Genomic DNA, 14084 nt, shown 5'->3' on the forward strand with positions numbered 1-14084 from the left:
CTTGAACTTCAGGCGACGCGCCTGGGCTCCGGTGCGAACGGGCTCAGTCCGAGCCATTGCTGCATGGCCTTGGCGACCGCCGGATCTCCGTCCAGCTCGAGCCGTCCCGCCTCGATCTCCCGGCGCACGACCGTGAGCCCCATCCAGATCGACGTCATGCTGCGAAGCGAGCTGGTCACCAGCAGATCGACCTCGAAACCGGGATCGAATCCGCACAGGTCGACATCGCCGGCATCGATGACGAGCCACCAGTTTCGCCGGGCTTGCGGCAGCTCGGGATATAAAAACTGTATCGTGCAGCGGCGGCGCGGCAGCGGCTCCGGATTGAGGTGGCGCCGCATGTCCCACATCAGCAGCGACGGATCGAGATTCCTCAGCGTAAGCTGCGATTCCACCCAGCGCTGGCCCCAGAACCCCATGCCCAGCACGATGGGGCGCAGATCCTCGCCCGCATCCGTCAGATGGTACTCGGTGGCGCCGCCTTGCTTGCGCGTGGCGTAGACGACGCCGAAGCGCTCGAGCTCCTTGAGTCGCTTGGAAAGCAAGGCTGGCGACATGCGCGGAACACCGCGCCGCAGATCGTTGAAGCGCGTGGTGCCGCACAGCATCTCGCGGATCACCAGCAGCGTCCAGCGGGAACAAAGCCTCTCCGCGGCCATCGAAACAGGACAGAACTGGCCGTAGCCACCGCGATCTTCCATGGGACCCTCATCCCGAAATCGCCCACACCCATTATACCACGAAATGAACCGGCCGTATCGGCTGCGCAACCGCCCTAAAGGTGGAACCTTTCGGGCAAGGATCAGCCCTTCCTCCTACGAAAAGGGCCCGTATGCGGGTCTCGCCAGTACAGTTCGTGAACTGGACGCAAACAAGTCCCGCGCCGATCCTGTGCATCCTGACGTCAATGGACCTATAGGAGGATAAAGGCCATGTCGGTTGCAGCCATAACAACACGACCGGAAGAATCCGGCGCGCACGGCTCGAAGCTGATGAAAGCCGTGCATGAATTGCTTCCCGTCTTCGCGGAACGGGCCACAAAGGCGGACGAGGACGATGCCTTTGTCGCCGACAACTACGCCTTGCTCAAGGAGGCCGGGCTGGTGGAAGCCGGCGTACCGGAAGAGCTTGGCGGCGGAGGCGCGGAGGTCGCCGAACTTGCCGAGATGCTGCGCGTGATGGCGCATGCCTGCGGCTCCACCGCGCTTGCCTTTTCCATGCACACGCATCAGGTCGCCATCCCCGCCTGGCGCTGGCGCCACCAGAAGGTCGCGGCGGTGGAGCCCTTGCTCAAGCGCGTCGCGGCCGAGAAGCTGATCCTGCTTTCGAGCGGCGGCTCGGACTGGATCGGCGGCTCGGGCAAGGCGGTCAAGGTCGAGGGCGGATATCGCATCTCGGCCCGCAAGGCTTTCACCTCCGGCGCCGAGGCCGGCAACATCCTGATGACCGGCGCGATTACGCAGGCCGACGACGGGACGCCGACCGTCATCCATTTCGGCGCGCCGATGAAGGCTCCCGAGGTGAAGGTCGTCGACACCTGGCGCACGCTCGGCATGCGCGGGACGGGTTCGAACGACGTGGTGATCGAGGACCTCTTCATTCCCGATGCCGCGGTCGCCTTCTCGCGCAAGGCGGGCGAATGGCACCCGGTCTTCCAGATCATCGCGACGACGGCGTTTCCGCTCATCTACGCCGCCTATCTTGGCGTCGCCGAAAGCGCCCGCGACATCGCGATCGAGCTTGCAGGGAAACGGGAGCCGAATGCCTACAGCCTCGACCTTGCCGGCCGCATGGACACCTCGCTGCGCGCGGCGCAGCTCGCGCATCGCTGGATGCTGGAGACCGTCGCCCGCAACGCGCCGTCCGCCGACACGGTCAACGAGGTCATGATCGGCCGCGCCCTCGTCGCCAGGCATGGGATCGAGACGGTGGAACTGGCGATGGAACTCGCCGGCGGCGCCGGCTTCTACCGCCGCAACGGGCTCGAGCGGCGCCTCCGCGACATCCAGGGCGCGCGCTACCATCCGCTCCAGCAGGGCCCGCAGGCACGCTATGCGGGCGCCACGGCCTTCGGCCTGCCGACGGCGGAGATATTCTGAGGGCGCGGTTGTCCTGGAACGCTTCCACGGAGCGTCCGAAACCTGTCTTGCGTTGCTCGGAGACGGGCACGCCTCGAACAGAAACGCCGCGGGTTTCCCCGCGGCGTTGCCTTGTCTTCTCGTTTCGGAAAGCTGTCAGCCCTGCGGCTGCGGCTCCATGCCGCCCTCGGGCTCGCCGCCCTTCTTCTTGCCTTCCTTGCGCGGGCCGGCCTTGGGCACCGCGGTTCCACGCGAGGGCGGGGTGTCGTCGCCGAGATCGCGGGACGGCTTCTCGCCCTTCATGATCTGGCGGATTTCGTCGCCCGTGAGCGTCTCGTATTCCAGCAGCCCTTCGGCGATGGCGATCCATTCCTTCTTTTTCTTGGTCAGGATGGACTTCGCCTTCGAATAAGCCTCGTCGATCAGCCTGCGCACTTCGGCGTCGATGATCTGCGCGGTCTCTTCCGAGACGTTCTGCTGGCGGGCAACCGAATGGCCGAGGAAAACCTCTTCCTGGTTTTCGCCATAGGCGACGTGGCCGAGCTTGTCGGAGAAGCCCCAGCGCGTGACCATCGCACGGGCCAGCTTGGTCGCCTGGTCGATGTCGGACGAAGCGCCGGAGGTGATGTTCTCCTTGCCGAACTTCAGTTCCTCGGCGACGCGGCCACCCATCATGATCGCCAGCCGCGAGACCATCCACTTGTAGCTCATCGAATAGCGGTCGCCCTCGGGAAGCTGCATGACCATGCCGAGCGCGCGGCCGCGCGGGATGATGGTCGCCTTGTGCAGGGGGTCTGCCGACGGGACTTCGAGCGCGACGATGGCGTGTCCGGCCTCGTGATAGGCGGTGAGTTCCTTCTCGGCCTGGGTCATGGCGGACGAGCGGCGTTCCGCGCCCATCATGATCTTGTCTTTGGCGTCCTCGAACTCCTGCATGGTGACGAGCCGCTTGTTGCGGCGCGCCGCCATCAGCGCGGACTCGTTGACGAGGTTCATGAGGTCGGCGCCGGAGAAGCCGGGCGTGCCGCGCGCCAGCACCTTGAGGTCGACATTGGGCGCCAGCGGCACGTTGCGCACATGCACCTTGAGGATCTTCTCGCGGCCGGTGATGTCCGGATTCGGCACGACGACCTGGCGGTCGAAGCGGCCGGGACGCAGCAACGCCGGGTCAAGCACGTCGGGACGGTTGGTCGCGGCGATCAGGATGATGCCTTCGTTCGCCTCGAAGCCGTCCATCTCGACGAGGAGCTGGTTCAGCGTCTGCTCGCGCTCGTCATTGCCGCCGCCGAGGCCGGCGCCGCGATGGCGGCCGACCGCGTCGATCTCGTCGATGAAGATGATGCAGGGCGCGTTCTTCTTGGCCTGCTCGAACATGTCGCGGACGCGGGATGCGCCGACGCCGACGAACATCTCGACGAAGTCGGAGCCCGAAATGGTAAAGAAGGGGACGTTCGCCTCGCCCGCGACCGAACGCGCGAGCAGCGTCTTACCCGTTCCGGGAGGGCCGACGAGCAGAACGCCGCGCGGGATCTTGCCGCCGAGGCGCTGGAACTTCTGCGGGTCGCGCAGGAATTCGACGATCTCCTCGAGGTCCTGCTTGGCTTCGTCCACGCCCGCCACGTCCTGGAAGGTGACGCGGCCATGCGCCTCGGTCAGAAGCTTGGCCTTGGACTTGCCGAAGCCCATCGCCCGGCCCGAGCCGGACTGCATCTGGCGCATGAAGAATATCCACACGCCGAGGATGAGGATCATCGGCAGCCAGGAGATGAAGTAGCCGAGGATCGAGTTCGAGCCGTCGCTCTCCGGGCGCGCATTGATCGTCACGCCGCGGGTTTCCAGCCGCTCGACCAGCGACTGGTCGCCCGGCGAATAGGTCTGGAAGCCCGTGCTTGAATCGCCATAGGTGCCGGAGATGCGGCTGCCTGAAATGGTCACGCTGTTCACGCGGCCGTCGGCGACCTGCTGCAGGAATTCCGAATACGGAATTTCACGCGTCGCGCCTCGCTGCTGCGGCGTCTGGAACAGATTGAAAAGGGCGATAAGCAGTACGGCGATAATCGCCCACAGCGCGAGATTGCGGTAGTTCGGATTCATCGTGCATCCCGTTGGTGCCTGATCCCAGGCACAAGGTCCCGAAAGAGAGTTTCATCTAACATAGGTAGAGCTCGCGACCTTGCCAAGCAGAACCGCGCTTCTCGGTTAAGCTTATACGGCAATGTGTTTACGCAATGGCGAACACGGCAGCTCCGCCGCGCCGACCAGCCGGCGCGCCGCTTGCACCGCGGCGAGGTCGAAGCCGGGCAGAAAACGCGCCCAGGGTCCGGTCGTGGCGGCGGCCGAAACGCCGTGTCGCGCGGCGGTTTCCGCCGTCGCCGGCCCCAGGAAAACGCCACCGCGCCAGAGCCCCGGCTGAACGGAAAATGCCGTTCTTGCAAGGTTTTCCGGCACGCCCGGCGGCATCTGCTCCATGTCCGGCACCGTCTCATTGCCGATGGCGGCGACATGCAGGTCGGCACCGGTCCCGCTCCCCGAGATGCGGTATCTGCCGTCCCACAGCATGGGTGCCGGCCCGATCTCACGGGCGGGAAGGCCGCGTGCCTCGCGGCGCAAATAGATCGCGTCCTTGCGCCCGTCGATCACGGCGCGCGACAATGTGGCGCGCATCGGAAGCCCGACCATCGCATCGAGCAGGCCGGCGGCGCGCGCCTCGTCCGGCAGGTATTCCGTTCCACCCGTGACGGCGAGCAGGATTCTGAGCGCGTAGCGGGTAGCTTCGCGATTGTCGCCCGCCGCAAATCCCCGTTCCAGCCTGAAGAGCCCGGGCGAGATGCGACGCGCGTACTTGTCGACAAGCAGTGCCACCCGCTCTCCCAGATCGCGCCGGCGCTCGCCGGCGGCGGCGGCCTCGCCTGCGATGTCTTCGACCGAGGCATGCTCCAGCTCTTCGCGCATGCGCACGCGCTCATATTTCCGGTCGCGATTGCTTGGGTCGTCGAACCACGAGATACCGCGCTCGACCAGAAGCTCGCGCAATTCGACGCGACGTGTCGAAAGCAGCGGACGCACTATCCAGACCCGATCGTCGAACAGCGTCTCGACGGCCATTCCGGCCGCCCCCCTGCCCGAACCCGCCTTGGCGCGTGCCGAGCGCATGCCGACCGTCTCGGCCTGGTCGTCCATGGTATGACCAGTGAAGACGATATCCGCGCCGGCGTCGTGCGCGGCCTCGGCAAGCAGGTTGTAGCGGGCATCGCGCGCGGCGGCCGAAAGCGCGCTTGACGGCTTTTCGTCCCGCCATGTCCGGATGCCGTGTTCTACGCCGAGCCTGCTGCAGATTTCACCGACGCCGCGCGCTTCCTCGCCGGATTCGGGACGCAGGCGATGGTCGACGGTCACCGCCGTCAGCCGGATGCCGGGGTGATGCCGATCCAGGAAATCCTTGAGCAGCACCAGAAGACCGAGCGAATCGCTGCCGCCGGAAACCGCTGCCAGAACGCTGTTGCGTGAGGAAAAATCGATGCCCGGGAAGAGCCGGGCGGGATCGGGGCGCATCGACCCGATCAGCAGGAGGCGAGCGCCTGTTCCTGCCGCACCCGTTCCTTGAGTGCATCGGAGGCCTGCGGATAACGCTGGCCGACTTCCGTGAAGGTGGCGCAGGCCACGTCGCGCTGTTTCATCCGCGAGAGCGACACGCCGAGCTTGAAGAGCATTTCGGGTGCCTTGCGCGACTGCGGGAAATCCTTGCTGGCGGCGAGGAAGACTTCGGCAGCGTCGCGCGGCTTGTCCTGCGCCAGCAGCGCCTCGCCGAGCCAGAAATGCGCGTCCGGTTCGTTCTCGTTGCCCGGGAAGCGTTCGATCAGGTCGCGAAAGCCGCTTTCGGCCATGGAATAGTCGCCGGAAAGGATGAGCTCGTAGGAGCTGCGGTAGAGCTCGCCGGCATCGTCGGTGCGCGGCAGGGCGGCTACCGCCGTCTGGTCCGTGCCCGACGGCTGCTGCGGCTGCGTGACGCCTGCGCCGCTCACATTGCCGTCGGCGTCGAAGGTGATCGTGCCGAAATCCCGCGACGGGGCGCCCAGCGTGGGGGCGCCCTCCACGCGCGGCGGCTGCGAAGCCGCAGGCTGTTGCCCCCCGGTTGACGCCGCCGTCTGCTGTCCGCCGGAGGCTGCCGGAGGCTCGCTCGACGGCGCCTGCGCGGTGTCGCGCCTGGCCGGCGCGCCGCCGGCGTCAGAGCGCTTCTGCTCGAGCTCCTGGAAGCGGAACTCGTTGTCCTCCTGCATGCGGCGAAGCTGCTCCTGCATCTGCAGGATCTGGAAATTCAGCTCCTCCAGAGTGCCGGTGAGCTGGCGCACCTGCTCTTCGAGCTGGCTGACGCGCGGGTCACCCGCCTGCGCGACGAGATAGGAGGCTTCGCCCGAGGCGCGCGGGGCGCCGGGCAGTTGCGCTTGCGGCAAGGGCACATTCACGCCGGGAAGCCCGGACATGGGCACGGCACCTCCCCCGCCCTCGCCGGCGAGCGAGGCCCCGCCGAACATGAGCGGCAAGGCAATGATGCCGCCGATAAGGGTTCGCAGTTTCATTTCTCTAATCACCGTGAAAACGCTTTGGTCCACCAGACCCCTCTGATGTGCCTCTCTTCTATCAGCACCCGAGACTTCGGCCAAATTTTGTTTCAAGGCCGTTGAAACGCAAAAGGCGGCCAGCGGCCGCCTTTTGGAAATTTCGCCTGATCTGCGCGGGTCAGCTTCCCGCGCCGTTGAGCACTGTCACCGCGCGACGGTTCTGCGACCAGCAGGAAATGTCGTCGCAGACCGCGACCGGACGCTCCTTGCCGTAGGAGATGGTGCGGACGCGGTTGGCCGGCACGCCGCGAGCCACGAGGAAATCGCGGGCGGCGGCGGCGCGGCGCGCGCCGAGCGCAAGGTTGTACTCGCGCGTGCCGCGCTCGTCGGCGTGACCTTCGACCGTCACCGCATATTGCGAGTACTGGCTGAGCCACTGAGCCTGGCGCGACAGCGTCTGCTGTGCGTCGGCGCGGATCACCGATGAGTCGGTATCGAAGAAGATGCGGTCGCCGACATTCACCGTGAAATCCTGCGACGAGCCCGGCGTGGCGGCGCCGCCGGCGCCACCAAGGCCGAGATCGGCGGCTGAATTCGGCGTTTTCTTGTTGGCGCAACCGGCGACCGCCAGCATGGCGACCAGAACGATGGCTACGGGACTCCGGGTAATGGCTGCGATACGGCGCATGGCCGCCTCTCCTTCGCATCTGATTGATTTCGTTGATCGACCAGTAACCACGTTTCGGTAAATCATCCCTCAAGAAACGTGGTTAACGGATCGTGACACCTTTTTTGGAAGCACCAGACGCGATTCGCGATGAAGCCCCCTTCCTGCCGCGACACTAGGCGCAAATACGGCGGAAACGCGGCATTTGCGCCATTTCGCTACTCGAGCAGCGGCGACCAGGCCGGGTCGGAACCGTAGTTCGGCGTCTGGATGCGTTGCTCGTTGCGCCCCGTCAGGTCGATCGAGAAGAGCTGCGGGCCGCCCGATCCGGAAGGCTGGCGGAAGAACATCAGCACGCGGCCGTTCGGCGCCCAGGTCGGTCCCTCCTGGAGGAATCCGCTGGTCAGGATGCGCTCGCCCGAACCGTCGGTGCGCATCACGCCGATCTGGAATTCGCCGCCCGATTGCTTGGTGAAGGCGATGAGATCGCCGCGCGGCGACCAGACGGGCGTGGAGTAGATGCCGTCGCCGAACGAGACGCGCTTCGGATTGGAGCCGTCGGCGCCCATGACGTAGATGTGGGGACGACCGCCGCGATCCGAGGTGAAGGCGATCTGGCTGCCGTTCGGCGAATAGGAGGGCGAGGTGTCGATCGCGTTGGAATTGGTGAGCCGGGTGGTGGTGCGGCTGCGCAGGTCCATGGTGAAGATGTTGCTGTTGCCGTCGTCGCGCAGCAGGCTCATGATCACCTTCTGACCATCCGGCGAGAAGCGCGGCGCGAACGTCATGCCGGGGAAATTGCCGACGAGCTCGCGCTGGCCGGTCTCGATCTGCAGCAGATAGACCTGCGGCTGACCGCTCTCGTAGGACATGTAGGTGATTTCCTGGCGGCTCGGCGAAAAGCGCGGCGTCAGCACGATCGAGCGACCGTCGGAGAGATAGCGGTGGCCCGCGCCGTCCTGGTCCATGATGGCCAACCGCTTGACGCGCTGGTTCTTGGCGCCCGACTCGTCGACATAGACGATGCGCGTATCGAAATAGCCCTTCTCGCCGGTGAGACGCTCATAGATCGTGTCGGCGATGATATGCGCCACCCGCCGCCAGTTCTGCGGATTGGCGAAGAACTGCTCGCCCACGAGCTGCTGGCCGGCGAACGTGTCCCAGAGACGGAACTCGGCGCGCAGGCGGCCATCCGGCTCCTTGGTCACGCGGCCGGTGACGAGAGCCTGCGCGTTGATCACCTTCCAGTCGTCGAAACGCGGCGCGACGTCGGGGTTGGAGATCTTCTCGATGAAGGCGCCCTTGTCGATCGGAGCGAACAGGCCCGAACGCCTCAGATCCGCCACGACCACGGAGGCGATGTCGGCGCCCACCTGGTCGCCGGAGAGGAAGTCGGTGATCGCTATCGGCAGCGGCTCGACGACGCCTTGCGTCACGTCGATCTGCAATTGCGCGCGCGCCGGCAGCATCGCGGCCATGCCGGCGCCGGCGGCGATCATGCCGATCGCAAGAATCGTCTTCAAGGTCTTCATCATTCAGCAGGCCTCACAAAATCCGTTTCGGGGCTCGACTTGTCAGAACATATCGCGGGGATCGAAGTTGAACTGCACGTCCGCCCAGGCTTCATACTTGTCCGCCGGCGCATTGAAGGGCGCGCAGCGCATGACCGCGCGCCGCGCCGCGTCGGCGGCGGCACGCTCGGCCATCGACGAGCCGCCGCCGGAAACGATTTCCGGAGTGCCGTCGAGTTCGCCATTGGGTTTCAGCTTCAGGCGTATCGACACGACGAGGCTGTCGGCCTCCGCCGCGCCCACGGGCGGGTTCCAGCAACGCTGCACCTGGCTGCGCAGCGCGTCGATCTCGCTCTGGGCGAGCTTGGCGCCGGTCGTCTGGCGTCCGCCGAGGGCAGCCTGCTCGGTCGAGCGCCTGGCGCCCCCTCCCGAAGGCTTGTCGCGATTGAGAAGGGCGGAAATCTCGTCCTCGAGCTGCTTGTCCTCGGTGCTGCTCTGGGCGGTCTGCCTGGGTTTGGCGGGCTGCTCGGAATTCTTCCGTTCCGGTGCCTTCGCGGTCTGCGCCTGAGGCGGCTGCGGCCTCGCCTGCGGCGAAGGCGCCGAATCCGGCAGCTGCATGGCCTCGCCTTCGGGCTTGCTCGCGACCGTGGTTTCCGGCGCCGGATCAGGCTTCACTTCCTGCTTGGGCTCCGGCTCGGGCGTCACCTCCGTGGCCGGCACCGGTGCTGGCTCGGACGGCGGCTGCGGTTCGTTCTTCGGCTGCTCGACGGGAGGCGTCGGCTCGGGTTCGGGCGCGGGCGGAGGGGCCGCGGCGGTCTCCACCGGACGCGGCCGCGGATTAGGCGTCGGCGCGTTGTCCAGGTCAACGGTGTTGTCGCCGATATTGCGCGCATCCTCCACCGTTTCAGGCTTGCTCGTGGGCTGCGGAGCAGGCTTCTCGGCCACCGGCGCCTGACGGTCGCCGGCCACGCTTTGCGAGAACTCCTCCACCGGCACGATGTCCACGGGGAAGGATTCCACGTTGGCGGCCTCCATCGACCGCGGCGACGACAGCGAGACCAGGCCGAAGCCGAGTGCGGCCACGTGCAATACCAGCGATGATGTCAGGCCGACCTTCATCTTGGATCAGTTTTCCTGTTCCTGGAGCGTCACCAGGCCGAGATTTCGGTAGCCGGCGGCGGAAACACGCGCCATGACCTTCATCACCGTGCCGTAGTCGGCGGTACGGTCGCCGCGCACATAGATGCGCTCGTCATAGCCGGTGGTCGATATCGCCTCGAGCTTCGGCACCACCTCGTCGATGCCGATCTCGGTCTCCTGCAGGTAGATCTGGCCGCCCTGGTTGACCGAGATGGTGATCGGCTGCGTCTCGGAATTCATCGCGCGCGCCTGCGTCTCCGGCAGGTCGATCGGAACACCGACGGTGAGCATCGGCGCGGCGACCATGAAGATGATCAGGAGCACGAGCATCACGTCGACGAAAGGCGTGACGTTGATTTCGGATACGAGGCTGTGATGGCGTCCGCGCCGCCTGTGGCCGCGGCCGCCCCGTCCACCCGTCTGCCCTACGGACATTCCCATTCGTCGTGCTCCTCAAGCCGCCTTCTGGGCGACCTTTTCATCGATTTGCCGCGAGAGTATGGCGGAGAATTCGTCGGCGAATCCTTCCATTCTCAGCCCTATCTTGCCGGCGTCGGACGACAGTTTGTTGTAGGCGATGACAGCCGGAATCGCGGCGAGAAGGCCAAGCGCGGTGGCGAGCAGCGCCTCGGCGATACCGGGTGCGACGACCGCCAGATTGGTGGATTTCGAGCCGGCGATCGCCTGGAACGACGTCATGATGCCGACGACCGTGCCGAACAGGCCGATGAAGGGAGCCGACGAGCCGACCGAGGCGAGGAAGCCGAGCCTGCTTTCCAGCCGCTCCATCTCGCGCGTCAGCGCGAGGTCCATCGCCTTGTCGATCCGCGTCTGCAGGCTGAGCGGCGACTTGACGCCCTTTTCGAAACTCTTCTTCCACTCTCGCATGGCGGCGACGAAGATCGCGCCCATGCCGCTGGTCTTGCGCTCGGAAAGCGTGCGGTAGAGCTCTTCCAGCGACTGGCCGGACCAGAACACCTGCTCGAAGCGGTTGAGCGCGGCGCGCATGCGGTTGTAGGAGATGATCTTGTCGACGATGATAGCCCAGGTCCAGACGGAAGCCGCCAAAAGGCCGATCATCACCAGCTTGACGACCCAGCCCGCCTGCCAGAACAGCGCCCAAATCGAGACATCGCTGCCGGGGGCAGCAAGAGTCAACTCATCCATGAAACTTCAGTCCTTAAGAAACCGGGCAACAGCCATCGGCCAGCCACCTGCGCATCTTCCCATATCGATTCCCGTCTCCCAGGAGCCGCGAGCTCGCCCTCAATGCGCTATCGCGGCCTTTTCCCGGTCAAATTTGGTGAAACGAAGGCGTGCGGAATCCGCGCCATTTTCACCATGATCTTCATGGCCTGTTAAGGTTAAGGATGTGTTAGGACGCGCGCGGAGAGAACAGGCGGAGCTTTCGTCCTGCGTCCCTTACGACGGATTTTCGGCGTCTCGATCCCGCGGCTGTTCACCCGCCGCCGGGGAGGAAAGCGGTAAGCCATTCCTTGGGAAACCTGCGTGGCCGACCATTCTCCGAGATGATCGCCGCCTCGACGCCCGCGCGGATCAGGACATCCTCGCCGCGCCTGATTTCCTGCGCCATGAAGATGCGCGCGCCGGACACCTTCTCCGTCCTGGTGTCGATGGTGAGGATATCGTCGATGCGCGCCGGCGCGACGAAGTCGATCTCCATGCGGCGCACCACCCAGGCGATTTTCTCGCCGTGCTTGCCGTCGGCCAGTTCGGTGTGGTGCACGCCCGCGAGCCGCAGGAAGTCGGAGCGGCCGCGCTCGAGGAATTCGAGATAGCGCGCATGATAGACGACGCCGGAAAAATCCGTGTCGGCATAGTAAACGCGGGCGAGAAGCCGGTGCCCGAACGGAGTGAGCATACCCGACAGAGCGGCATCGGCCGCCGCGGTCCGGTCGTCTTGCCGCTGCGTCATTGAATGACCTTTTTGCTCCGCGCGCGTTCGAAGCGCTGCTCCCGCACACCGCCCGACCATTGATCTGTCGCGCTCTCGCTGACGAGCGAAAAGCCGTGCTTTTCATAGAGATGACGCGCTGCCCCAAGCCCATCGAAGGTGGTCAGGTAGATGCCGGGAAAGGAAAGCGAGTCGGCATGTTCGATCGCCTGTTGCAGGAGCCGCCGCCCGAGGCCCGTTCCACGCGCGCCCTCGCTGGTGATGTACCAGCGCAGGTGAGCGAGCGGCTCGTCCGCGCGAGGAGCTTCGAGGCTGATCGTTCCCAAAAGCGCGCCGTCCGCATCTGCCTCGGCGGCGAAATAATCATGGCCTGCGCGAAACCCGGAGAGGAATTGGCCAAGCTCAGCCGCAACCTTCGCCTCGAAAGCGAGGCCGAACCCCCAGTTGCGTGCGTAATAGTCGGCATGAAGCCGCACGATGTCGCCAACCAGGCCGGGCCAATAAGCAGGCGTGCTCACGGCTCTTCCTGAAACAGGTTGATCTGGCCGGCGGCCAGTTCGCGGGGCGCTTCCAGCCCGAGATGGCGCCAGGCATTGGCGGTCAGCACACGCCCGCGCGGCGTGCGCTGGATGAAGCCCTGCTGGATGAGATAGGGCTCGATGATGTCCTCGATCGCGTCGCGCGGCTCCGAAAGCCCGGCCGCGATCGTTTCGATGCCGACCGGCCCGCCGCCGAAATTCGACGCGATCATCGAGAGGTAGCGCCGGTCGAGATTGTCGAGGCCGAGCGCGTCCACTTCGAGCCGCGACAGAGCCTCGTCGGCGATCTTGCGGTTCACTTCGGCCGCGCCCGCGACGGAAGCGAAGTCGCGCACCCGGCGCAGGAGCCGGCCGGCGATACGCGGCGTGCCGCGCGCGCGCCGCGCGATCTCCAGCGCGCCGTCGTCGCTCATCGGCAGGGACAGGATGCGCGCGCCGCGCCGCACGATCAGCTCCAGCTCCTCGACCGTATAGAAGTTCAGCCGCACCGGAATGCCGAAACGGTCCCGCAAGGGATTGGTGATGAGACCGAGGCGCGTCGTCGCCGCCACCAGCGTGAAGCGGGCGAGGTCGATCTTCACCGAGCGCGCCGCAGGCCCTTCGCCGATGATCAGGTCGAGCTGGAAATCCTCCATCGCCGGATAGAGGATCTCCTCCACGGCCGGATTGAGCCGGTGGATCTCGTCGATGAACAGGACGTCGCGGTCCTCCAGATTGGTGAGCAGGGCGGCGAGATCGCCGGCCTTGGCGATCACCGGTCCCGAGGTGGAGCGGAAATTGACGCCGAGCTCGCGCGCCATGATCTGCGCCAGCGTCGTCTTGCCGAGGCCGGGCGGGCCGACGAACAGAACGTGGTCGAGCGCCTCGCCGCGCCCTTTCGCCGCCTCGATGAAGACTTTCAGGTTGGCGCGCGCCGCCGCCTGGCCGACGAATTCATCTAGCGATTGCGGCCGCAGCGTCGCGTCGGCGTCTTCACCGCGCTGCTCGGCGGAAATGAGGCGGGGAGCGGTGTTCATGTCAGAAGTTCCACGCCGTTCAGTTCCCGCGCGGCCTTATTGTCGAATGTCACGGTATGGGTGCAACCATCTGCCAGATTTGCGATCGCGATGATAGCATCTGCCAGTCCAATACGGGATTTTCCGGTGATATCCAGGGCTTCAGCAATCAAGTCGGCGCGTTCAACGTAGATATCTCGCGCCTCCAGCAACCGGGCTGCCAGAGCGGTTACCTCGTCTCGCGGATATTTATAGGTCCGCCTCAGCGACCATACGAACTCGATAAGCACGATCAGGCAGATATAGGCGGGATCGTTTTCCGTCCGCTCCGAAAAGAAGGCAACCGCGGCCTGGTGCTGTTTGTCATCGTCGGCGACATACAATCGAAGCAGGACGTTGGTGTCGACGCCGATCATCTCAATCCGCGCATTGCATGTTCCGCCATTGCCTCGCCGATACCTTCCTCGATTTCCTCGAGGGTCTTGGGCCCGTTCGGCGGCTTGCCGAGCATCCCAACAAGGTCTATCGCCCGCAGATTGCGCGCGCGCAGCTCAACCTTTCCGTCGCGCACCGAATAGACGAGCTGATCTCCCGGTTTCAGACCGAGATATTCGCGCACCTCGACCGGGATCGTCGTCTGTCCCTTCGAGGTGACCTTGGACTGATAACCCATCGTATAT

At 65.4% G+C, this 14084-nt stretch carries 15 protein-coding genes; 1 reads left to right on the plus strand and 14 read right to left on the minus strand.

The genetic code is table 11. From position 1 onward, the window contains the following. Nucleotides 1-8 precede the first annotated feature (8 nt). A complete protein-coding gene (locus XW59_RS19740; RefSeq protein ID WP_047147379.1) occupies nt 9-701 on the minus strand; it encodes a helix-turn-helix domain-containing protein in 693 nt (230 codons plus the stop codon). Nucleotides 702-932: 231 nt separating this feature from the next. Here XW59_RS19740 and XW59_RS19745 point away from each other — a divergent pair, with 231 nt between their 5' ends. Then, nucleotides 933-2099, plus strand: a complete 1167-nt coding sequence (locus XW59_RS19745; protein WP_052958314.1) for an acyl-CoA dehydrogenase family protein — start codon at nt 933-935, stop codon at nt 2097-2099. Nucleotides 2100-2234: 135 nt separating this feature from the next. Here XW59_RS19745 and ftsH read toward each other — a convergent pair whose 3' ends face one another. The 13 genes from ftsH to XW59_RS19810 all read right to left on the minus strand — a co-directional run bounded on the left by ftsH (nt 2235) and on the right by XW59_RS19810 (nt 14077). After that, entirely contained in the window at nt 2235-4172 is a 1938-nt protein-coding gene (gene ftsH, locus XW59_RS19750; protein ID WP_047147381.1) for an ATP-dependent zinc metalloprotease FtsH, read from the minus strand. 111 nt (nt 4173-4283) lie between these two features. Continuing rightward, the gene (tilS, locus tag XW59_RS19755; RefSeq protein ID WP_047147382.1) at nt 4284-5630 is read right to left on the minus strand and encodes a tRNA lysidine(34) synthetase TilS; all 1347 of its coding nucleotides are present in this window, start codon (nt 5628-5630) and stop codon (nt 4284-4286) included. A gap of 8 nt (nt 5631-5638) precedes the next feature. Further along, the gene (gene ybgF / locus XW59_RS19760) at nt 5639-6655 is read right to left on the minus strand and encodes a tol-pal system protein YbgF (protein ID WP_047147383.1); all 1017 of its coding nucleotides are present in this window, start codon (nt 6653-6655) and stop codon (nt 5639-5641) included. Between the two features lie 160 nt (nt 6656-6815). Next, nucleotides 6816-7325: a peptidoglycan-associated lipoprotein Pal gene (gene pal / locus XW59_RS19765; protein WP_047147384.1), complete on the minus strand. Its 510-nt coding sequence runs from the start codon at nt 7323-7325 to the stop codon at nt 6816-6818. A gap of 197 nt (nt 7326-7522) precedes the next feature. Further along, nucleotides 7523-8803, minus strand: coding sequence for a Tol-Pal system beta propeller repeat protein TolB (tolB, locus tag XW59_RS19770; RefSeq protein WP_246666154.1), 1281 nt, complete (start codon nt 8801-8803; stop codon nt 7523-7525). Nucleotides 8804-8878: 75 nt separating this feature from the next. After that, entirely contained in the window at nt 8879-9934 is a 1056-nt protein-coding gene (locus tag XW59_RS19775; RefSeq protein ID WP_047147386.1) for a hypothetical protein, read from the minus strand. 6 nt (nt 9935-9940) lie between these two features. Then, nucleotides 9941-10396, minus strand: a complete 456-nt coding sequence (gene tolR / locus XW59_RS19780; RefSeq protein WP_047147387.1) for a protein TolR — start codon at nt 10394-10396, stop codon at nt 9941-9943. A gap of 12 nt (nt 10397-10408) precedes the next feature. After that, nucleotides 10409-11122, minus strand: coding sequence for a protein TolQ (tolQ, locus tag XW59_RS19785; RefSeq protein WP_047147388.1), 714 nt, complete (start codon nt 11120-11122; stop codon nt 10409-10411). Nucleotides 11123-11414: 292 nt separating this feature from the next. Then, nucleotides 11415-11891: a tol-pal system-associated acyl-CoA thioesterase gene (gene ybgC / locus XW59_RS19790; protein WP_047147389.1), complete on the minus strand. Its 477-nt coding sequence runs from the start codon at nt 11889-11891 to the stop codon at nt 11415-11417. Beyond that, entirely contained in the window at nt 11888-12388 is a 501-nt protein-coding gene (locus XW59_RS19795) for a GNAT family N-acetyltransferase (RefSeq protein ID WP_047147390.1), read from the minus strand. The genes ybgC and XW59_RS19795 overlap by 4 nt, the downstream gene beginning before the upstream one ends. Continuing rightward, nucleotides 12385-13425 (minus strand): Holliday junction branch migration DNA helicase RuvB, encoded by a 1041-nt coding sequence (ruvB, locus tag XW59_RS19800; RefSeq protein WP_047147391.1) that lies wholly within the window; start codon nt 13423-13425, stop codon nt 12385-12387. The genes XW59_RS19795 and ruvB overlap by 4 nt, the downstream gene beginning before the upstream one ends. Then, entirely contained in the window at nt 13422-13820 is a 399-nt protein-coding gene (locus XW59_RS19805) for a type II toxin-antitoxin system VapC family toxin (RefSeq protein ID WP_047147392.1), read from the minus strand. Before XW59_RS19805 ends, ruvB begins: the two co-directional genes overlap by 4 nt. Beyond that, the gene (locus tag XW59_RS19810; protein WP_047147393.1) at nt 13817-14077 is read right to left on the minus strand and encodes a type II toxin-antitoxin system PrlF family antitoxin; all 261 of its coding nucleotides are present in this window, start codon (nt 14075-14077) and stop codon (nt 13817-13819) included. Before XW59_RS19810 ends, XW59_RS19805 begins: the two co-directional genes overlap by 4 nt. Nucleotides 14078-14084: the final 7 nt, after the last annotated feature.

Origin of the sequence: Aquamicrobium sp. LC103 (assembly GCF_001014615.2) — a bacterium.
In the GTDB taxonomy this organism is placed as follows: domain Bacteria; phylum Pseudomonadota; class Alphaproteobacteria; order Rhizobiales; family Rhizobiaceae; genus LBCQ02.